Genomic DNA, 21,211 nt, shown 5'->3' with positions numbered 1-21,211 from the left:
TGGCCGTGACCCGGCTACACGACCGACCGGATCATGACCAGCGGGGTACACCCACCGGGGCAGGGCCGCTGGCGGTGGCGGCTGCCGCAGCCGCTGACCGCACGCAGGCGCTGGCCGCGATCGCGGCACCTGCTGGGATGACGGTTACCCGGCCCGGGAACGTCGGGCCGGATGATGCTCGGGGGTCTCAGGCGCGGTTGGCGCTGTGGGCGGCGCCGACCGCCGCGGCGATATTCGCGTAGCCACCGGCGCGCAGCCGCGCGGCGATGCCGCGGTGGATGTGCCGGGCCCAGGCGGGGCCGCCGTAAATGAAACCGGTGTAGCCCTGCAGCAGGGTGGCGCCGGCGAGGATGCGTTCGAAGGCCTGGTCGGCGTCGGTGATCCCGCCGACGGAGATCAGCACCAGCCGGTCCCCGGCCCGCGCGTACAGCCGCCGCAGCACCTCCAGCGAACGGTGCGCGACCGGCGGGCCGGACAGGCCACCGGACCCCATCGCCTCGACCTCGGCGGCGGGGGTGCGCAGGCCGGTGCGGGCGATGGTGGTGTTGGTGGCGACGATGCCGGCCAGGCCGAGTTCCACGGCGAGGTCGGCGACGGCGTCGATGTCCTCGTCGGACAGGTCGGGGGCGATCTTCACCAGCACCGGTCTGTCGGTTTCGGCGAGCACCGCGGCCAGGATCGGGCGCAGCGATTCGACGGCCTGCAGGTCGCGCAAGCCGGGAGTGTTCGGGGAGGACACGTTGACGACGACGAAGTCGGCCAGCGGGCCCAGCAGCGCGGCGCTGTGCGCGTAGTCGCCGGCGGCGCGTTCGGGCGGTGTGATCTTGGTCTTGCCGATGTTGGCGCCCAGCGGCACGCCGCCGGGCCGCCGGTGGCGCACCCGGTCCGCTGCCGCGGCGGCGCCGTCGTTGTTGAAACCCATCCGGTTGATCAGCGCGTGGTCGGCGGGCAGCCGGAACAGCCGCGGCGCGGGGTTGCCGGGCTGGGCCTGCGCGGTGACGGTGCCGATCTCGGCGAATCCGAAACCGAGCGCACCCCAGGCGTCGACGCCCTCGGCGTTCTTGTCGAATCCGGCGGCCAGGCCCAGCGGGGCGGGGAACCGCACCCCGAACGCGTCGACGGCGAGGATCGGGTCGTCGACGGCGAACAACAGGGCCGCGAGCCGGCGGCCGGCGCCGAATCGGGTCGCCACCCGGATCGCGAGGAACGCCACATGGTGGATGCGTTCCGGCGGCAGCAGGAACATCAGCCGTAGCAATAGGGAGTACATGCCGGCCTCACATTCCCGGTTCGGGGACCGGGTGGCTGGTCTTGCGGCGGCGCAGCAGCACGCGCCGGCTGCCGTCGGTGTAGGCCCGCACCCGTGACAGTTCCCATCCGCCGTACTCGGCCTGGATCGTCAGGCGCATCGACGCGGTCACCCGGTTCACATCCGGTGGCAGTCGTAACGGCACGTACTCGTATTCTCCCTCGTCACTGGTGGTTTCCCAGCCTGCTGGAACCGCGTTGCGACGCGAACGGTGCGGCTGGTGGGAACCGGTACCCGGGGCCGGAGCCATCACTGCCCTCTCTTCCTGTCGTCCGCGGCGATCCGCTGCAGACCGTCCCCGGTCGCGGACCCGACGAACATGTCGCCGGTGCGGTCGTCGATCGTCACCGAGTCCGGTTGACGCACGGTCGCGTAGCGACCCACTTCCTCCGGTATACCCGTCGACAGATCGAATCCGGCGACTTCGTTACTGCCGGTCAGCGTGACCCAGACGGTTTCGGATCGCTGATCGTAGGCGAGTGCGTAGGGCGAAGAGCCTACCGGGAAACGCTGCCGCAGCACGAGTGGATCGGGAGTGTACACCAGCAGAGCGCCACCGGCGGTGTCCGTGACCAGCAGCCGCTGGTAGTGGTCGGCGATCAGTCCGGTGGCGCCGGTCCCGGCGCGCAACGCCAGACTCGCTCTGCCGTGGCCGAGGTCGAGTTCGGTGAGGCTGGTCTGCGCGAGGTCCAGCACGGTGACCGCGTCTCCGGCGGCGGCGACGGAATCGGCGCCGGTCAAGCCGGTCACGGTGTGCAGGACGTGACCGTCGTCGGCGACGACCAGGACCCGGTGGTCGGCCAGCGCCACGGCCAGTGTGCCGTCCGCCCGGCGGGCGACCGCGCGGGTGTCGGCGCCGATCGCGGTGGCGCGGACCGTGCCGGTGGCGGTGTCGAGGTGCAGGATCTGCGGTCCGGCGGCGGCGAGGACCTCCCCCGGGGCGCCGGGGGCGAGGGCGGCGGTCTTCGCGGGCAGGGTGACGGTGCGGGTGGCGCCGAAGATCGGCGTGCCGGGGGTACCCGGTGCGGCGGGGTCAGCCGGTCCGCTCGGTGCCGGTGCGGCGGACCCGGGTGCCGCCGCGGGTGCCGAGCCGGTTGCACCGGGTGCGGGGTTGCCGGCCGTGCCGGTCGACGGGGCGAGGTCGAGCAGGTGGACGGTGACGCCGTCGGTGTCCAGTTCGGCCAGCCGGCCGCCACCGGGCACGGCCAGCAGTGCGGCGATCGGCGCGGCGGTGATGACGCTGCCGGCCGGTGTGCGGGCCGCCGGTGGGGAGACCGCGGCCGAGGCGGGTGCGGCGGCAGGCACCTTGTCGTCGGCGTGCTGCGAGGAACACCCGGTGAGCAGACCCACCGTGGCGACAGCGGCGAATGCGCAACCGATCCGGCGGGCCGGGAATCGGCGGGCGGCGGCACCGCGCCCGGTGACGCCGGTACGGCTCGCACGAGGCCCGGTCTCGCCGGCACCCGTCCAGCCGGGGGTCCGCTCCACAGCGACCGCCGGCAGATCGTCACCGGTTCCTGGCAGGTGAACGACCGGCCGGTCCGGCAGGCCGGCCGGAGCTTTCCCGTCGGCGGCCACCGGAACCGCCTCGCGGCCCGAGGACCGCGCCGGCACCAGCGCGCCGACAGCCGCCAGGGAAAGCCGGCCGTTCGAAGAGGGGCGCAGTGCATGCGGGTCGGTGGCCGCGGTGGGTGCCGGTCGGCAGATGGCTGCGGTGGCGTCAGCGGGTCTCGGTGGTGTGGGTGTGCCGCCGCTCGGGGCGGGACGCGCGGGGGCCGGGCGAGCCGCTGCGCCGAGCGGAGCGGGGCCGTTGACACCACGCATGCACCGAACTCCTTCGCCACCGTCACGCCTGCTCACCGGGCCGCCCCGGCGAACCTCTTCCCTATCATCTGACCACGGTGCCGGTGCGGCCCGACGCGCCGGGGTCGTGGCGTCGGCATGGCGTGTCGCGGCGTTCTGTCGCGGCCGTGCGCAGGCGCGGTGAACCGGCGGCGGGAAAGGAGCAGGTGGATCGCGGCGTCCGTGCAAGACTGTACGAGACTTACCGGTAACTTCTCGAAACGGGCACAGGGACGGCAGATGGTGGTGCGACGATCGGCGCGGTATGCGCCGGTGTGGGGGCTGTGCGCGGCGGGCCTGGTAGCGGTGGTGACCGGTTGTTCCAGCGGCCCGGACGAGGCGGCGGTGGCCGCGGCGCGGTCCTCGGCGTACGCGGCGCTGACCTCGTCGGCGCAGGCCGCGCAGGATTCGCCGGCCGGTCGCGCGGCGCAGCGCCCGATCCCGGGGGCGGCCGAGCTGGACGCGCAGATCAAACGTGCCCTCGACCCGGCCCTGCCCGACAGCGACCGCACCGCGCTGATCGAGGACGGTGACGCGTTCAAGGGCGCGATCCCCGACATGTATCAGGCGCTGCGCGACAATCCGCGCGCGATCTACGGGGTCACCGATCCGGTGTTCGACAATCACGACGGCACGCTGACGGCGACGTTGCGGCTGGACAAGGACGGAACCGGCAGCAACATCCGCACCACGATCGTGCACTTCGTCGACGTCGGCGGGGTGTGGAAGCTGTCGCGCACCGACCTGTGCGGGATCCTGCGCACCGCCGACTACAAGACCCCGGCCTGCGGGTAGCGGCGGATGTTCGATCGGCTGCTGGCGCGGTGGGGCCGGTTCGTCCACCGGCACCGGTTCGTGGTGTGCGCGGTGTTCCTGGTGACGGTGGCCGCGTCCGGTGTCTACGGCCTGGATCTGGGGTCGCGGCTGGCCCAGGGCGGCTGGTTCGACGAGCACAGCGAGTCGGTGGCGGCGTCGCAGCTGGCCGACCGCACCTTCGGCCGCGACACCGACGCGGACGTGATCATCATCTACACCGCCCCGCCCGGCGGCACCGTCGACGATCCGCCGGTGCGGGACGCGGTGACCGCGTCACTGGCACAGTTACGGGCCCGCTACCCCGATCGGATCCTGAAGATCGACTCCTATTTCGACGGTTCGATGATGGGCCGGTTCGCCGACGCCTCCCGCACGCACGCCTTCGCCAGCGTCGGATTACGCGGTGAGGACACCGAATCGGTGAACAACTACCTCGCGATCGAGGACGCGTTGCGCGCCGGCTGCACCGGCGCCCCCGCCCCGGCCGCGCACGGCCCGGTCGACGCCGCCGGGCGCACGACCACCACCGGTTGCGGGCCCGGCGGCACGACGGTGCAGCTGGCGGGCCTGCAACCGGTGGTGGAGGGCATCAACACCGGGATGCAGCGCGATATCCACCGTGCGGAGGTGATCGCGTTGCCGCTGGTGGCGATCCTGTTGTATTTCGTGTTCGGCGGGGTGGTGGCCGCGGCGCTGCCGGTGCTGGTCGGCGGGATGACGATCCTCGGCAGTCAGGGCATCATGCGACTGCTGTCCACGATGATCGACGTGAACGTGTTCGCGTCGGCGGTGGTGACGCTGGTCAGCCTGGGGCTGGCGATCGACTACGGACTGTTCGCGGTGACCAGGTTCCGGGAGGAACTCGGCGCCGGGCGCACCGTGGAGGAGGCCACCGCCGCGACGGTCGCCACCGCGGGCCGCACGGTGCTGTTCTCGGCGGCGATCATCGCGGTGAGCCTCGGTGCGCTGTTCATCTTCCCGATCGGGGTGCTGCGGTCGGTGCCGTACGGCGGAATCAGCTCGGTGCTGCTGGCGGCGGTGCTGTCGGTGACGGCGCTGCCGGCGATGCTCAGCATCGCCGGCGACCGCATCGACCTGCTCAACTGGCGCACCTTCCGCCGCGGAAACGTTGCGGCGCAACCGGTCCCGGGCCACGGCGAGCGTGGGCAGCGGTTCTTCTCCGGGCTGGCGGTGTTCGCGATGCGGCGGCCGGTGCTGGTGATCGCGCCGATCGTGCTGGGACTGCTGGTGCTGCTGATCCCGTTCCGGCACATCGAATTCGGTGGCCTGTCCGAGCGATATCTGGCGCGCGACAACCCCGCCCGGATCGCGCAGGAGCAGTTCGATTCCCTGTTCCCGGGTTTCCGCACCGAACCGTTGAAACTCGTTGTGGTGGGCGCGAATCCGCAACAGTTGTCCGACATCCGGTTCCAGGCCGATTTCACCCCCGGGCTGACCGGGAAGTTCGAGGCCGCCGCCCCCACCAAGGACGGGGTGAACGTCCTGTCCGCCGGGCTGATCGACGACCGGGCCACCGACACCGCGATCGCGGCACTGCGCGCGATCCCGTCCCCGCCGGGGGTGAAGGTGATGGTCGCCGGGGTCCCCGCCCTGGAACGCGACAGCATCCACAGCCTGATCGCGGGCCTGCCGCTGTTGGGCGCGATCCTGGTCGCCGCCGCGATCGCGCTGATGTACGCGGCGTTCCGGTCCCTGGTACTGGCGATCAAAGCGGTCCTGCTGAGCACACTGTCGCTGGCAGCCACCCTGGGCATCCTGACCTGGATCTTCGTCGAGGGTCACGGTGCGGGGACACTGAACTTCACCCCGGGCCCGCTGATGTTCGCGGTGCTGGTGCTGATCGTGACGGTGCTGTTCGGGCTGTCCACCGACTACGAGGTGTTCCTGCAGTCGCGGATGGCCGAGGCCCGGCATGCCGGCGCCGAACCGGCGGAGGCGATCCGGTTCGGCGTCGCCCACACCGGCGGGGTGATCACCTCGGCGGCGGCGATCCTGATCGTGGTGACCGGCGCGTTCGGCTTCTCGGATCTGGTGCTGATGAAGTACATCGCCTATGGCATGATTGCTGCACTGGTCCTGGACGCGACGGTGATCCGGCTGCTGCTGACCCCAGCACTGCTGAAACTGGTGTGGCGCTGAGAGTTTGCTGTGAGCTCGGGAGTTGCCGGACGTGCCGCGTACGATGGCCGGACAGTCAGCCAATAGCGTTTTCCTCCGGGCGGTGCTATGACAACCGAGGTATCCGATCTCGACGAAACCGGGCATACGTTGACGCGCAAGGGGCGCGAAATGGCTGTCCGCGTCCGTGAATGGGTTGACGGAGACGATCGAAGCACCATGATCGTCATCGGTGCGATCACCGACAACTGCTTGGTACGAATACATTCGCGCTGTCCGAGCTCGGACTCACCTCGGTGCGACTGCTCACGAACAACCCGGACAAGCTGAAAGCCATCCGGGAGGCCGGTTTCGCCGTCGAGCGGGTTCCGCTGATCACCGAGGCACGCAGCGCGCGTGCCCGCGCTTACCCGGAGGCCGAGCGGCGCGTCCGCGGGCACTTGCTTCCGGGCGAATTCGACTGGTAGACAACAGGTTTTCTGTAGCGGCCGACATTACCGGAGCGGACCGGTGGAGCGACGCCTAGACTCTGGAGGCGGTGGCAGTTCGGCCGCTACGGTGCTGTGTTGCGGCTCGGGGGTGATCCTTTGACAACGGAGCCATTCGACCTCGACAAAACTGCGCACACGCTCACGCGCCGGGGCCGAGATATCACCGTGCGGGTTCGTGAATGGCTGAACGGAGACGACCGCGGAACGCTGCTCATCTTCGGTGAGGCCGGCGACGGCTGTCTGGTCCGGATTCATTCTCGTTGCCTGTACGGAGATGTGCTGGGATCCGACGACTGCGACTGTGGTTCGGAACTGGCACTCGCGCTGGATATGATCCAGGAAGAGGAATCGGGAATTCTGGTGTATTTGGAGCAGGAAGGCCGCGGCGCCGGACTGACGGTGAAGGCACAGGGCCTGCGGCACAGTCAGCTGTTCGGTGTGGACACCTTTGCCAGCTATGTCGCCCTGGACCACGGACGGGACCTGCGCTCCTTCCATGCGGTGGCGAAGGTACTGGTCGACTTGGGTTTGAAGTCGGTGCGACTGCTCACGAACAATCCCGAAAAGATCGATGCTGTACAGGCGGCCGGAATCGCTGTCGAGCGAACACCATTGATAACCGCGGCGCGCAGTGGCCATGCGCGCGCCTATCAGGACGCCAAACGCCGGGTGCAGGGTCATCTGTTCGACTCGGAGGTGACCCACACGACCGAGTGAGACTCCGGACAATCGACTCCGGCAGCCGACGATTGGAGCAGATCTGCCCGGCCGTTCGTTCTCATATCGAGTCGCTCATCACGTGAATCGATCGTCGACGGCATTTCCAGCGCCTGCACAACGCTCTCGTAGTGATGCACCCGGTCGAACAACTCGTCGATGTTGTCGACCGATAACACGATCTCCACCGAACCCGCGGGGGCGTGTCCCGGTCGAACCGCCGGAAGTGGCTGTGGTCGTACACGTGGTCGTTCCCGCACCAGACGCATCCGCCCAGGATGCCTCATCGCCGGCACCGGGCGGCCGGGATGCGCGCGGTGATCTTCCCGGTGTAAGACGCATCACATTCGACGCGCCGCGCCGATAGGATGGGTGGGCCGCGTCACCCGGTGGCGCGACGCCGGCGGCGGGCCCGGAGCGCGCCGGTGGCGCAGCGTTCCCGAGGGCCCGCGGCGGCACGGCACGGATCGGGAACAAGGACGTATGAGCACACAGATCGGCTTCACCCATCAATCCGGCGTCACGGTCGACACCGTGCCGGCCGCGTTCCAGCAGACCGCGGCGCTGCGGCCGCATCAGGTGGCGTTGCGGACCGTCGGCGGCACCCAGCAGATCACCTGGCGCGAATACGCGCAGCGGGTCCGGGCGATCGCGGCGGGACTGGCGAAACTCGGTGTGCGGCACGGGGACACCGTGGGTCTCATGCTCACCAACCGGCCCGAGTTCAACATCGCCGACACCGCCGTGCTGCATCTGGGCGGCACCCCGTTCTCGGTGTACAACACCAGTTCCCCCGAGCAGATCGCGCACGTGTTCACCAACGCCGGCAACCGGATCGTGATCACCGAACAGGTTTTCCTGCCCGCGATCCAGGGTTCGGGGGTGCCGCTGGACCATGTCGTGGTCGTCGACGGGCCCACCGGCGCCGGGGTGGTGTCACTGCACGACGTGGAGGCCGACCCGGCCGCCGGCTTCGACTTCGACGCCGCCTGGCAGGCCGTGCGGCCCGCGGATCTGGCCACCCTCATCTACACCTCCGGCACCACCGGTCCCTCCAAAGGGGTGGAGTTGACCCACGCCAACGTCGTCGCGCAGATCTCCGCCCAGCAGCACGACATCATGCGAGCGGGATTCGACGATCGCGGCGTGTCCTATCTGCCGGCCGCGCATGTCGCCGACCGGATCTCCGGGCACTGCACCAACCTGTTCACCGGGATGACGATCACCTGCGTCGCCGACGCGCGGGAGATCGCCGCCGCGCTGCCCGACGCACGGCCCACCACGTTCTTCGGTGTGCCGCGGGTGTGGCAGAAGATCAAGGCCGGGATCGAGGCCCGGCTCGCCGAGGCCGGCGCCGCGCGGCAGGCGCTGGCGCGGTGGGCGATCGGGGTCGGTGTCGCCACCGCGAAGATCGGCGTCGGCGGCGGCCGGCCCGGCCCGCTGCTGGCCGCGCAGCACCGCCTCGCCGACACGCTGGTCCTCGCGAAACTGCGTGCCGCGCTGGGGTTGGACGAACTGAAGGTCGCCGCGTCCGGCGCCGCCGCGATCCCGCCGGAAACCCTGGAATTCCTGCTCGGTCTCGGCTTCACCGTCACCGAGGTGTGGGGGATGTCGGAAACCACCGGGGTCGGGACGTTCACCGATCTGCGCACCCCGCGGCCCGGTTCGGTCGGCCGCGCGCTCGGCGATCTGCGGCTGCGCCTCGGCGACGACGGGGAACTGCTGGTCCGCGGCTCGATCGTCACCCGCGGCTACCGCGGCATGCCCGAGAAGACGGCCGAGGCCCTCGACGCCGACGGCTGGCTGCACACCGGCGACGTCGCCACCATCGACGCCGACGGCTGGGTCACCATCGTCGACCGCAAGAAGGAACTGCTGATCACCGAGGCGGGCAAGAACATCTCCCCCGCCAACGTCGAGAACGCCGTGAAGGCCGCGTCCTCGCTGGCCGCGACGGTGGTCGCCATCGGCGACGGCCGCGCCTACCTCACCGCGCTGATCGTGCTCGACCCTGATGTGGCGGTGCTGCGCGCCAAGCACCTCGGTATGCCCGGCGCCGACCTCGCCACCCTCGCCGAACACCCCGAGATCGTCGAGGAGGTCCGCGCCGCGATCCGTTCCGGCAACACCCGCCTCGCCCGTGTCGAGCAGATCAAACGGTTCACGATCCTGCCGCAGTCCTGGGAACCCGGCGGCACCGAACTGACCCCCACCCTGAAACTCAAACGCGCCCCGATCGCGGCGAAATACGCTGCCGAGATCGAGGCGCTGTACGCCGAACCGCAACCGGCGGACGTGCATTCGGTGCACTGACACCGTCGAGCCGAATCGGCTGTCGCGCTGGGGAATTCGCCCGGCAAGCCGAACCTGCCCGGCGCGCCGCGGGATTCGCCCGGGCGGAGGTGCGGGCCGAACCTGCCCGGCGCGCCGCGGGATTCGCCCGGGCGATCTGCCGCCGTGCCGCGCCGCCGGCGGATCCGCCACCGGCGCGGCGCCCGGCCGAATCGACCGCAGCCGGACTGCGACCGGGACGGCCCGACCGGAACCTCCGTCGAGTCACTTGTCACGTAATGACCGGCACCGCGCCGTCACCGATCGACCGGCACCGCGCCGACGCCGATCGGGCTGTCGGCTACAGGTGCCGAATCCGGCTGCGGCGCAGGCGATCCTAGCCCGGCACGACGCGGTTGCGCCGTACCGGCCCGGGGGCGGGTGTTACTCGGTCACCTCGAATGTCGCCACGAACTGTGCCCGCGCGAGGGTGTGGAAGAACAGGTTGAACCCCAGCACCGCCGGACTGGTGTCGGCCCCCAGCTCGAGGGTCTCGACATCCACGGCGTGCACGGTGACGAAGTACCGGTGGTACCCGTGCCCGGCCGGCGGGGCGGCACCCACGAAGCCCGGGAACCCGGCGTCGTTGCGCAGCGTCACCGCCCCCGACGGCAGCGAACCACCCTCGCTACCGGCGCCGGAATCCAGTGACGTGGTGGCCGCAGGAATGTCCAGCACCGCCCAGTGCCAGAAACCCGACGCGGTCGGCGCGTCCGGGTCGTACACGGTGACCACGAAACTCTTGGTCTCCGAAGGGAATCCGGACCACGACAACTGCGGCGACACATCCTGCCCGCCGGGCACGCCGAAAGCCTTGCTGGCCTGCGCGATCGCGAACGGCGCGCCGTCGGCGGCGTCGGTGGAGGTGACGGTGAACGCCGGCACCTGTGGCAGGGCCGCGTACGGATCGTAGGAATAGTCGGGCACGGAGGACCGTCCTTTCGTGGAATCAGCTGTGCAATAGGAAATGTTCGAGCACGCGGGTGCCGAATTCCAAGGCCGGCACCGGCACTCGTTCGTCGACACCGTGGAACAATGCGGAGAAGTCCAGTTCCGGCGGCAACCGCAGCGGCGCGAAACCGAAGCACCGGATCCCCAAGCGGGCGAACGCCTTCGCGTCGGTACCGCCGGACAGCATGTAGGGCACGGTGCGGCCCTGCGGATCGTGGGCGAGGATCGCGTCGTTCATCGCGTCGACCAGATGCCCGTCGAAAGTGGTCTCGTACGAGTCGAGTTTCGTGATCCACTCCCGCTCCACGTCGGGCCCGATCAGCTCGTCGACCTCGCGTTCGAACTCCGCCTGCCGGCCGGGCACCACCCGGCAGTCGACCACCGCCTCCGCGGTCTGCGGGATCACGTTGGCCTTGTATCCGGCCTGCAGCATCGTCGGATTCGCGGTGTCGCGCAACGTCGCACCGATGATGCGGGAGATGGTGCCCAGCTTCGCCAGCTGCCCCTCGATGTCCGGGCTCGCCGGATCGAACGCCAGCCCGGTCTCCTCGCTGACCGCGGCGAGGAATTCGGCCACCGAATCCGAGAGCACCAGCGGGAAGGTGTGGGTGCCCAGCCGCGCCACCGCCTGCGCCAGGATCGTGACCGCGTTGTCGTCGTGCAGGAACGAGCCGTGCCCGGCACGGGCCTTGGCGCGCAACCGCATCCAGCCCAGGCCCTTCTCCGCGGTCTCGACCAGGTACAGCCGCCGCTCGGTGCCGTCGGGCCGCGGCACGGTCAGCGAGAAACCGCCGACCTCGCCGACGGCCTCGGTGATGCCTTCGAACAGGCCGGGCCGATTGTCGGCCAGCCACTGCGAACCCCAGCGGCCGCCGTTCTCCTCGTCGGCGAGGAATGCGAACACCAGATCCCGCGGCGGGACGGTGCCCTCGATCTTGAACTGGCGGGCCACCGCCAGCATCATCCCGACCATGTCCTTCATATCGATGGCGCCGCGGCCCCACACGTAACCGTCGCGCACCGCCCCGGAGAACGGGTGCACACTCCAGTCGGCGGCCTCGGCGGGCACCACGTCCAGATGGCCGTGGATCATCAGCGCGCCGCGAGTGGGGTCCGCGCCGGGCAGCCGCGCGAACACGTTGCCGCGGCCGGGTGCGCCGGACTCCACGTACTCGGTGGTGTAGCCGGCCTCCTCCAGCCGTTGCGCCACCCACTGCGCGCACTCCCGCTCGCCCTTGGTGGTGGACAGCTCGCCGGTGTTGGAGGTGTCGAATCGGATCAGCGTGCTGACCAGCTCCACCACCTCCGAGACGGCACGCGACGGGGACGGGGGTCGGAGTTCTTCGCCGGAGACGGACACGTCCTAGTTCCTACCATCCGAGGCGCCGCGCGCCAGGGTTGGCCGCAGGGTGCGCGGAAGGCCGCGTATGCCGGGGGCGTGTGGCGCCATGACGGATTGTTATAGACCGATCGGTCAAGATCGGGGGTCACATTTGACGAGAATGCCGTTACCCTTTGGCGAGAATGAGATCTTGATCACCGAATGTGGCCAGGTCACACACGATAAATCCGGGAGCTCTACCAATGTCCACCTCACTTTCGAGCCCGTCCGGCGTCGACGTCGACACCGGACGCCTCGACGGCGCCTCGCGGTTACGCGTCTTCACCGTGCTCGCCGTGATCGTCCTGTACACCGAGATCGCGCCGTTGCAGTTCACGATGGTCGGCGCCGCCCTGCAGAAGATGGCGAAGTCGTTCCCCACCGTGGGCGCCAACATCAACTGGGCGGTCATCATCCTCGGCCTGATCGGCGCCTCGGCCACCCCGCTGCTGGGCAAGGCCAGCGACATCTGGGGCAAGAAGAAACTGTTCCTGCTGTGCGGGGTGCTGTTCCTGATCGGCTGCGTCATCGACGCGCTCACCGACAACTGGACACTGTTCCTGATCGGCCGCGGCCTGCAGGCGCTGGCCATCGCCAGCCAGTTCATCTCCTACGGCCTCATCCGGGACCTGCTGCCGCGCAAATACATTCCGCTCAGCCTCGGAATCGTCGGCGCCGGTCTCGGCTTCTCCGGAGTGATCGCGCCGTTCATCAGCGGCGTGCTGATCGACCACTTCGACTGGCAGGCGATGTTCTGGTTCCTGGCCGCGTTCACGCTGGTCCTCACCCCGCTGGTGATCGCGATCGTGCCCGAATCCCCGCTGCGGGTGAAACAGCGCATCGACCCGTTCGGCGCGGTGATGCTGTCCGGCGGCGCGCTGCTGATCCTGCTGTACCTGGACAACGGTCAGACCTGGGGCTGGACCCGCGTGTCGGCGCTGGCCTACGTGATCGCGGGCGTGCTGCTGCTGGCCGGGTTCTTCGTGGTGGAACTGCGCGTGGCGCAGCCGATCATGGACATGAAGCTGCTGCTCAACCCCAAGGTCAGCGTCGTGCTGCTGATGACGTTCTTCGGCGTCGGCCTCACCGCGGTGCAACCGGTGGCACTGGGCTACATGAGCCAGACCCCGGACCAGGACCACCTGCGCGACAGCGTCGTCGACGGCGTCGTCACCCAGACCCACCAGATGACCGGCCAGAACCTGCCGGCCTCGCTGGTGAAGGTCGCCTTCGACCCCGGCTACACCTACGGCAACGGGTTCTCGATGGTGCAGTACGCCGTCCACCTCGGCATCTGGGCCGGCGTCATGGGGATGATCGTCGGCCCGCTGGCCGGCGCTCTGACCCGCCGCATCGGCGCCCGCACCCCGGCGATCATCGGCCTGGCCCTGCTGGCGATCGCCGCCCTCGGCTACACCGTCGCCTCCTACAGCTGGCCGGTCTACCTGCTGATCTCCGCGATCGGCGGCATCGCCTTCGGCTTCATCTACGCCGCGGTGCCCAACCTGATCGTCGAGGCGGTGCCCGCCGAACAACAGGGCATCAGCACCGGCATGCTCGGCGTGGTCCAGAACATCGGCACCTCCGCCGCGGTGGCGGTCATGACCGCGATGCTCAACGCCAACCCGGTCAAGGCGCAGCTGGACGTGGCCGGGCACCGCAGCGAGCAGGTGATCCCGCAGGTCTTCGCCGACCACGGCTATCACACCAGCTTCGTGTTCGTCCTGATCACCACGATCATCGGCCTGGTCATCGCCCTGTTCATGCGCCACGGCCGCACCCCCACCACCGGCGGCGTCGCCGGCGACACCCTGATCGCCGACGCGGGCGCCGGCGCCGGGGACGGCATCGTCGCGGTCGGGGACACCCCCGCCGAGACCGCTCCGCCGGCCGCGGGAGGCCGTGCCTGACGGCATCGTCGACCCGGTAACCGGTTCACCGGGATCGCGCCGGTTCACCGGGACCGCGCCGGGTTGCATCCGGCGTGGTCCCCGCGGCGCACCCACGTTTCTCGGCCGGCCCCGTTCGGCGGCGGCATCACCACCGCGCGACCGCTCGCCCTTGCCGCACGTACGAGACCCCCGACGACGAGCACCCGCGCGGTAGCGTCACCGAAGGCGTTGTCGCCCAAGCACACCGGTCCACCGGCCCGAACCAGCGGTCAGGACGCGCCGGCCAGCGCCAGCAAGGTGACAGCGTCCTGATCCGGACTGCCCGGCTGCGGCTGGAACGCCACGAACCGCTGCCCGTCCGGCGCGGTCAGGATCTCCGAGGTCAGCGTCAACCGCCCCACCGCCGGATGCCGGAACACCCGCCGCGTGCCGGACTTGGTCCGCACATCGTAGGTCCGCCACAACTCGTCGAATTCGGCACTGGCAGCACACAATTCGCCGGTCAGCTCGGCCAGCCCCGGATGCTCCGGATCGGCGCCGTGCACGGTCCGCAGATGCGCCACACAATCACGCGCCATCGCCGGCCAATCCTCGAACACCTGCCGCGCCGCAGCCGCGGTGAACACGTACCGGATCAGATTGCGCCGCACCGGCTCCGTCGCCTCCAACCCCGACAACAATTGCAGTCCTTCGGGATTGGCATCGAGCATATTGCTCACCTGATCCAGCACGAAGGCCGGCGTCGGCCGCACCGCGGCCAAAAGCACTGTCAGTCCCGGCCGTACCGCCGACACCGGTGCCGCGGCCACCGCCCGGCGCCCCGCCACCACCCGTGCCAGATCGTAGAGATGCCGCCGCTCGTCCGCACTCAACCGCAGCGCCGCCGCCAGCGCGTCCAGCACCGCCAGACTCGGATTCGTGTCCCGGCCCTGCTCCAGCCGGATGTAGTAGTCCACACTCAGCCCCGCGAGGGTCGCCACCTCCTCCCGCCGCAACCCCGGCGTCTGCCGCCGCCCGGTCCCCGCCGGCAATCCCACCTGCCCCGGCTGCAACCGATCGCGGCGGGTCCGCAAAAAATCACCCAGAACACGACGAGCACTCACCCGACCCAGTGTGCCCGCCGCGCCCCGGTCGGGGGTGGCCCTACCGGGACCAGGCCCGCACAGATTGTTCGCCGACCGACCGGCAGCCGCTGTCACCCCGGCTGCTGCGGGTAGCACCACGAGGACCAGGCCACACGGGGTCTCCCCACCGGCGCCGCGACGGCCGACGCTGAGCTGCATGACCGACATCGCACACACCCTCATCATCGGCGGCAGCTCCGGCATGGGGCTGGCCTTGGCGCGACGCCTGCTCGCCGCCGGTGAAGAAGTCACCATCGCCGCCCGCTCCCGCTCCGGCCTCGACGCCGCCGCCACCGACCTCGGCGAAGGCGACCGGCTGCACCTGCGGCAGGCCGACATCGCCGACGAATCCTCCGTCGCCGCCCTGTTCGCCGGTCTCGGTGTCCTCGACCACGTCGTCGTCACCGCCGCCGACATGACCCGCGGCTACGGGCCGATCCGAGACCAGACCCTCGACGGCGCCCGCAGCGTCGTCGACGTGAAGGTGCTCGGGCCGTGGTTGGTCGCCAAGTACGCCGCCGGGCAGGTCACCGGCTCGCTGACGGTCACCTCCGGCATCGCCGCCTATCGGCCCGCCACCGGCGGTGCCGTCGTCGCCATGGCCAACGCCGCCCTCGAAGGACTGGTCCGCGCGCTGGCCCTGGAGCTGGCGCCGGTCCGCGTCAACGCCGTCTCCCCCGGTTGGATCGACACCCCCATCTGGGACGACTTCGCCGGCGACGCGAAAACCGAACGGCTGCAAGCCATGGCCGCCCGCCTGCCCGCCGGCCGGATCGGGCACCCCGACGATATCGCCGCCGCCTTCAGTGCCGTCATGACCAACGAATTCCTCACCGGCACAGTCCTCCACGTCGACGGCGGACACCACCTGGTGTAATCGCCCGGTACCGGCGAGCCGCCGAGGTACGGCACGTCACCTCGGCGGCCACGCCCGTCGGCCGCGGCATCCCGCCGAGCCGGCCTGCGCCGAGCAGTGTCCCCACGACCGGATGCGAGAATCCGGCCGTCCCGAACCAGCACCCTCCATATAGTAAGTGAACGCTTTCTTTATTGAGGAGGATGATGCATATGGCCGGACCGTTGTCGCAGGTGAAGGTGCTGGAACTGCGCGGGCGAGGGCCGGGGCCCTTCGGCGCGATGGTGCTGGCGGACCTCGGCGCACAGGTGATCGCGCTCGACCGCCCGGAGGTCACCGCCGATGCTCCCGGCGAAACCGGCGCGCAGCGAATGATCAACGGCCACCGGCGAATCGACCCCGTCCAGCGCGGCCGCCACACCCTCGCGGTCGACCTGAAGACCCCCGAGGGCCTCGCGGCCGCGCTGCGGCTGGCCGACCACGCCGACGTGCTCATCGAGGGCAACCGGCCCGGCGTCGCCGAGCGGCTCGGCATCGGGCCGGACGAGTGCCTGGCGCGCAACCCCCGGCTGGTGTACGCGCGCATCACCGGCTGGGGACAGGACGGGCCGCTGGCCCGCACCCCCGGCCACGACCTCAACTACGTCGCGCTGTCGGGCACCCTGGACCTGTTGCGCCGCGACGGCGGCCGCCCGATGCCGCCGCTGAACCTGCTCGGCGACTACGGCGGTGGCGGCATGCTGCTGGTGATCGGCATCCTCGCCGCACTCCAGGAACGCGCCCACTCCGGCCGGGGCCAGGTCGTCGACGCCGCCATGTCCGACGGGATCGCCCTGCTCACCACCGTCGTGCACAGCATGCGCGCCGAGGGCCTGTGGTCCGACACCCCCGGCGGCAACGTGCTCGACCTCGCCGCCCCGTTCTACAACGTCTACCGCACCGCCGACGACCGGTGGGTCAGCGTCGGCTGCGGCGAGCCCCGCTTCTACGCGCAACTGCTCGACCGGCTCGGCCTCACCGCCGAACTGCTTCCGCACCACGGCAATCCGGACACCTGGCCCGCCGCGACCGCCCGCATCGCCGAGGTGTTCGCCACCGGCACCTTCGAACACTGGTGCGCGCTGCTGGAAGGCACCGACACCTGCTTCGCGCCCGTGCTGACCCTCGACGAGGCCGCGGCCCACCCGCACCACCGCGCCCGCGGCACCTTCACCACCGTCGACGGCGTCGTCCAGCCCGCCCCCGCGCCCCGCTTCGACCGGACCCCCGCCGCGCCGCCGCGGCCCGCCGCGCAGGACCCCGCCGCGGCGCTGCGGGACTGGGGTGTCGCTGCCGCCGACATCGATGGTCTGCTCGGCAATGGGGTGGTCACCGGGGGTTGAGGCGTACGTTCGATCGGACATACGATCGTGCGTATGGCTACACGGATGACCATCATCCTGCCGGACGAAATCGCCGTGCGACTGAAGTCGGTCGCCGGCGAGGGCAAGATGAGCGACTATGTCGCGAAAGCCGTCCGGCAGAAGATGCTCGAAGACGACCTGCGGCACCTCGCCGCCTGGGAGGACGAGCGTGGCGGGCCGGACCTGACGTTCTACGAGGAGAGCGAGCGCGGGTTCGACGATGAATGAACCGACCAGTCAAGGCGAGATCTGGCTCGTCCACACGATCGCGGGCCGGCAGTTCACGGTCGTGGTGGTCGACTCCACCCATATGGTGCGTCGGCGCCCGGCCGTCCTGTGCGCCCGTGTGCTCGCCGCCCGCGAAGTCCCCTCCAGCCTCGCGCTGCTCACCGTGCCCCTCGGCGACAACCAGGTCGTCGGCGTCCACGAGGTCTCCGCGTTCACCCGCTGTAGTTTCCTCGAACACAAGGGCAGGCTCTCCGACGCCGAACTGGAACAACTGAACGTCTGCCTGCGCGCCCGCTTCGAACTCTGAAAAGCCCGGGACATCGGCCGCGTTCCGGTGCGGCCGGCGCCCGAACCACCGGCGGGCGGGTGCATGCCACGGTAGATCCACGATCCGGAACTGCTGTCTTGTAACCCATTCGGCACACCAGGCCGGCACGCCGGGCGGGTGCGCCGAATGGGTGCGCCGGGCGGGTGCGCAGGGGTCCACTGCCCGACGCGCGCGGCTCGGGCTACGAGACCGCGATCCGTCCGAGCTCGGCCTCCGGCCGGTGCCGGTCCGGCCACCACCTCGTCCTCGCGATCGGCGGAGGCCGGAAAATTCGCCTCACGCAACACATTCCGCGCGCAAGGCCCGGGCGGGCGCACGACCACCGATCCCCGCCGCGGCCGGGCGGCCGCTGCCGTCGATCGGCGCGGCGGGGTTCGGAAGCACGTCGGGCGACCATCGTTTGCACGGATCAGCTCGGCGACAGCGGCGTGGCGGTGGGAGCCGCTACCGTGCCGTTGCCGATCAACTCCGCGATCTCGCCGTCATCGAAACCGCTCTCGCGCAACACTTCCCGCGTATGCTCGCCCAGACCCGGGATGCCCGCGCGAGCGCGCGGCGCCGGCTCCGGGCCGACGCGGGGCGGGAACGACGGCTGCGCGACCCGGCCGCGGTCGTCCCACCGGTAGTCGGTGACGCGGCCCAGCCGCCGGTTGACCGGATCGTCGACGAATCCGGTGGCGAACGCGGTGCGGTCGGCCTCGGGAACCGGTTCCACCGGGACCGCGGCCGCACGCAGCGCCGACACCCACCAACCGGCGTCCTTCGTCGCGAACAGCCGCTCCAGGATCAGTTCCGCCGGTTGCGGCTCGCCCGACTCGGTGCGCAGTGGCGGCGGGGTCGCCGGTAGATCCGCCTGCGGGACCGTCGCCCGCAACCGGTCCCAGGCCGGTTGATCCGGGATCGCCAGCGCGAACCACGCGTCGTCACCGCCGCGGTACAGGCGGTAAGCGGCGCCGTATCCGGTCTGCCCCGCGTCGAGCACCGGACCGCCGACCACCCGATCACCGGCCAGGAACGCGCCGGACTTCATCGTCAGCGCCGCACCCAGCAGACTGCTGCGCACGACCTGCCCGCCACCGTCGCGGCGGCGCGCGTACAGGCCCGCGATGATGCCGCACGCGGCCAGCCAGCCGCCGGTCACATCGATCGCACCCCACACCAGATAGGTCGGCGGCTGCCCGTGCCCGCCCTGCCCGGCCTCGATTCCCGCCAGCGCCTGCATCAGCTGATCGTTGGCCGGCAACAGCGCGCGGGGCCCCTGCTCGCCGAAGCCGCTGGCGAAACTGTAGATCGCCACCGGATTCGCCGCCCGCACCGTCGACTCGTCGTACCCGAGCCGCTCCGCCGCGCCGACCCGCGAATTGTGGTGCACCACATCGCTGTCGCGGAACAACCGGCGCAGCACCTCCGCCGCGCCGGACGCCTTCAGATCCAGTGCCAGCGCCCGCTTGCCGCGCTGTCCCGCCGCGAACATCGGCTGCATCGCCCGATGCGCGTCGCCGGTGCGCGGCTCCACCTTCACCACGTCGGCGCCCAGCTCGGCCAGGATCAACGGCGCCACCGGCCCGGCCAGATACGCCGACAGGTCCAGCACCCGCACATCCGACAGCAGCCGGGTCCCCGCGGCGGCGGGGGGCGCGGCGCCGTCGGCGGCCCGCCGCACCCGCAGCGCCGGGCCGAGCATCGTCACCGGGCCCAGATCCGGATCCTCGCGCTCGACGGCCAGCCCGATCGCGCGCACATGCCCGTCCCGCAGCGCCTCGCCCGGCCGCCACACCGGTTCGCACCGGAACTGGTGCCCGGCAAGGCTTTCCAGCCACTCGGCGCGATCACGGGTGGCGAACGTCGCCGCCCAGCGCCGGCCCCGCTCCACCATCGCGCCGCTGATCAGATCCGCGTTGTAACCCTTCTCCGACGGCGGATCGCCGAGGTGTTCCAGGAACTGCTCGTAGGCGCCCTTCGCGCCGAACCACAGTTGCAGATACTCCCCGTCGGCACACCGATACGACAGCGCCTCCGCCGGGCCCTGCTGCTGCCACAGCAGCGTCGTCGACGGCGAATGATGCTCCACGGTCCCGATGATCATCGGCAGGATCGCCTGCAACCCGTCGTACAGCGACGTCTCCGCCCAGCCGCCGACCCCCGTCGCCTCCCGCTCGTACAGCAACGCCAGCGCCCCCACCGTCGCCGACAACGCCGCCCCCAGACCGGCCACCGCCGGATCGCCGAACGCCGGACCGGCCCGGTGCGCCCGGATCTGGGTCAACAGCCCCGCCCGCGCCTGCACCAGCAACTCGATGTCCGGGATATCGCCCAGCGCGTGGAACGACGGCCGGATCCGTGACACGATCAACCGCGGATTCGCCTGCGCCAGAGTCGAATACCGCACCCCGCGCCGCTCCAGCGCCGCCTCCGGCCCGGAGAGCACCAGCACGTCGGCTCCGGCCGCCAGCTCGCTCACCCGCCGCGCCGCCGCCTCCGGATCGTCGCCGAGCTCGACCGGATGCTTCCCGTGATCCCAGGCCCGCTCGTACTCCACCCCCGCATCCAGCGTCGAGCGCCGCGCCGGCCGCACCCGCGTCACCTCCGCACCCAGATCACGCAGCAGCGCACCGGGCAAACTCCCCGCCGGACCCGCCGCCACCGCGCCCGCCCCCAACGCCACCTCGACCACCCGCACACCTGCCAGCGGCGTTCCGCTCGATTGCATCGACACTCCGATCTGTCCGGCCCCCGGAAACCCTAACAGAAGCAAACACTCACTAACATCCGATCGGCGGACCCCCGCCCCCGCGCTCGCCCACCGCCCACGACCTCCCGTTCCGGGTGGCGACCTGGGAAAGGTCCAGTACCCTGGGAGCGCCGACGACGAGCAGCGCGTCGCGCAGAGCCCGACCGCGTGGGGAAAGAACAGAAGTATGAGCATCGCCGACCGGCCCGACGACTCGGCCGCGCCGACCGACCCCGCCGCCGCGTCCACCGAATCCGGTGCCGCACAGGACGATTCGCCCGATCATCCGACCCACTCCGATCCCGGCGCGACTTCGGCGTCCACCTCCGGTGACCGGACCCCGGCGAGCACCGAAAAGCCGACCACCGCAACCGATTCCACGTCGGATGCCCCGCACGCACCCGCGAACACCCCCGGCGCCGACCGACCTTCGCCGGTGCCGTCACCGCCCACGCCCGACCCGGCCACCGATGCCAAGCCAGCCGAAACGACCACTGCGGCAACCGCCCCCGACGAATCGGACCTGGTACCCGGCGCCACCGGCTCGAACTCCGGTACCACTGGTTCGAACTCCGGTACCACTGGTTCGAACTCCGCTACCACTGGTTCGAACTCCGGTACCACCGGACGGGACAACGGCGCGCCCTCCGCAGCGAACGTCCCGGACCAGTC

17 protein-coding genes are annotated in these 21,211 nt (G+C 70.7%); 10 read left to right on the top strand and 7 right to left on the bottom strand.

The window, feature by feature from the left end; all coding sequences use genetic code 11:
* Positions 1 to 187 precede the first annotated feature (187 nt).
* Genes NRB56_RS17280 through NRB56_RS17270 form a run of 3 tightly spaced genes read right to left on the bottom strand, consistent with a single transcriptional unit; the run spans position 188 to position 2,887 of the window.
* The gene (locus tag NRB56_RS17280) at positions 188 to 1,270 is read right to left on the bottom strand and encodes a quinone-dependent dihydroorotate dehydrogenase (protein WP_153343417.1); all 1,083 of its coding nucleotides are present in this window, start codon (positions 1,268 to 1,270) and stop codon (positions 188 to 190) included.
* Between the two features lie 7 nt (positions 1,271 to 1,277).
* Entirely contained in the window at positions 1,278 to 1,559 is a 282-nt protein-coding gene (locus NRB56_RS17275) for a DUF5703 family protein (RefSeq protein ID WP_052172626.1), read from the bottom strand.
* Positions 1,559 to 2,887 (bottom strand): hypothetical protein, encoded by a 1,329-nt coding sequence (locus NRB56_RS17270; RefSeq protein ID WP_319943111.1) that lies wholly within the window; start codon positions 2,885 to 2,887, stop codon positions 1,559 to 1,561. The genes NRB56_RS17275 and NRB56_RS17270 overlap by 1 nt, the downstream gene beginning before the upstream one ends.
* Before the next feature lie 504 nt (positions 2,888 to 3,391).
* Between NRB56_RS17270 and NRB56_RS17265 the strand changes: the two genes are divergently transcribed.
* The 5 genes from NRB56_RS17265 to NRB56_RS17245 all read left to right on the top strand — a co-directional run bounded on the left by NRB56_RS17265 (position 3,392) and on the right by NRB56_RS17245 (position 9,627).
* Complete coding sequence (locus NRB56_RS17265) at positions 3,392 to 3,946, top strand: hypothetical protein (RefSeq protein ID WP_153343415.1); 555 nt, start codon at positions 3,392 to 3,394, stop codon at positions 3,944 to 3,946.
* 6 nt (positions 3,947 to 3,952) lie between these two features.
* Positions 3,953 to 6,127, top strand: coding sequence for an MMPL family transporter (locus NRB56_RS17260; RefSeq protein WP_153343413.1), 2,175 nt, complete (start codon positions 3,953 to 3,955; stop codon positions 6,125 to 6,127).
* A gap of 275 nt (positions 6,128 to 6,402) precedes the next feature.
* Complete coding sequence (locus NRB56_RS17255; RefSeq protein WP_406603492.1) at positions 6,403 to 6,573, top strand: GTP cyclohydrolase II; 171 nt, start codon at positions 6,403 to 6,405, stop codon at positions 6,571 to 6,573.
* A gap of 120 nt (positions 6,574 to 6,693) precedes the next feature.
* Positions 6,694 to 7,314: a GTP cyclohydrolase II gene (locus NRB56_RS17250; protein ID WP_153343409.1), complete on the top strand. Its 621-nt coding sequence runs from the start codon at positions 6,694 to 6,696 to the stop codon at positions 7,312 to 7,314.
* 483 nt (positions 7,315 to 7,797) lie between these two features.
* Positions 7,798 to 9,627 carry an AMP-dependent synthetase/ligase gene (locus tag NRB56_RS17245; protein WP_153343406.1) on the top strand — a complete coding sequence of 610 codons (1,830 nt, stop codon included), beginning with the start codon at positions 7,798 to 7,800 and terminating at the stop codon, positions 9,625 to 9,627.
* Positions 9,628 to 10,029: 402 nt separating this feature from the next.
* Here the strand turns inward: NRB56_RS17245 and NRB56_RS17240 are convergent, their stop codons facing one another.
* Together NRB56_RS17240 and NRB56_RS17235 are read right to left on the bottom strand one after the other, a co-directional pair.
* Positions 10,030 to 10,572: a YbhB/YbcL family Raf kinase inhibitor-like protein gene (locus NRB56_RS17240; RefSeq protein WP_319943110.1), complete on the bottom strand. Its 543-nt coding sequence runs from the start codon at positions 10,570 to 10,572 to the stop codon at positions 10,030 to 10,032.
* A gap of 22 nt (positions 10,573 to 10,594) precedes the next feature.
* Entirely contained in the window at positions 10,595 to 11,956 is a 1,362-nt protein-coding gene (locus NRB56_RS17235) for a M20/M25/M40 family metallo-hydrolase (protein WP_319943109.1), read from the bottom strand.
* A gap of 224 nt (positions 11,957 to 12,180) precedes the next feature.
* Here NRB56_RS17235 and NRB56_RS17230 point away from each other — a divergent pair, with 224 nt between their 5' ends.
* Positions 12,181 to 13,887, top strand: a complete 1,707-nt coding sequence (locus NRB56_RS17230; protein ID WP_153343404.1) for an MFS transporter — start codon at positions 12,181 to 12,183, stop codon at positions 13,885 to 13,887.
* Positions 13,888 to 14,138: 251 nt separating this feature from the next.
* On the opposite strand, the gene NRB56_RS39730 is transcribed toward NRB56_RS17230, so the two are convergent.
* Complete coding sequence (locus NRB56_RS39730; protein ID WP_319943108.1) at positions 14,139 to 14,972, bottom strand: MmyB family transcriptional regulator; 834 nt, start codon at positions 14,970 to 14,972, stop codon at positions 14,139 to 14,141.
* Between the two features lie 178 nt (positions 14,973 to 15,150).
* Here NRB56_RS39730 and NRB56_RS17220 point away from each other — a divergent pair, with 178 nt between their 5' ends.
* The 4 genes from NRB56_RS17220 (at position 15,151) to NRB56_RS17205 (ending at position 17,787) form a co-directional block, all read left to right on the top strand.
* Entirely contained in the window at positions 15,151 to 15,870 is a 720-nt protein-coding gene (locus tag NRB56_RS17220) for an SDR family oxidoreductase (protein ID WP_153343402.1), read from the top strand.
* A 182-nt stretch (positions 15,871 to 16,052) separates the two neighbouring features.
* Positions 16,053 to 17,231: a CaiB/BaiF CoA transferase family protein gene (locus tag NRB56_RS17215; RefSeq protein ID WP_153343399.1), complete on the top strand. Its 1,179-nt coding sequence runs from the start codon at positions 16,053 to 16,055 to the stop codon at positions 17,229 to 17,231.
* Positions 17,232 to 17,276: 45 nt separating this feature from the next.
* Positions 17,277 to 17,480: a hypothetical protein gene (locus NRB56_RS17210; RefSeq protein WP_153343397.1), complete on the top strand. Its 204-nt coding sequence runs from the start codon at positions 17,277 to 17,279 to the stop codon at positions 17,478 to 17,480.
* Positions 17,473 to 17,787, top strand: a complete 315-nt coding sequence (locus NRB56_RS17205) for a hypothetical protein (RefSeq protein WP_153343395.1) — start codon at positions 17,473 to 17,475, stop codon at positions 17,785 to 17,787. The genes NRB56_RS17210 and NRB56_RS17205 overlap by 8 nt, the downstream gene beginning before the upstream one ends.
* A 430-nt stretch (positions 17,788 to 18,217) precedes the next feature.
* On the opposite strand, the gene NRB56_RS17200 is transcribed toward NRB56_RS17205, so the two are convergent.
* Positions 18,218 to 20,518, bottom strand: coding sequence for a CoA transferase (locus NRB56_RS17200; RefSeq protein WP_153343393.1), 2,301 nt, complete (start codon positions 20,516 to 20,518; stop codon positions 18,218 to 18,220).
* Positions 20,519 to 21,211 lie beyond the last annotated feature (693 nt).

Origin of the sequence: Nocardia aurantia, from assembly GCF_009604425.1 — a bacterium.
Lineage (GTDB): Bacteria > Actinomycetota > Actinomycetes > Mycobacteriales > Mycobacteriaceae > Nocardia > Nocardia aurantia.
The sequence above is the reverse complement of the archived record's forward strand: the minus strand, read 5'-3'. Positions and strand labels throughout refer to the sequence as shown.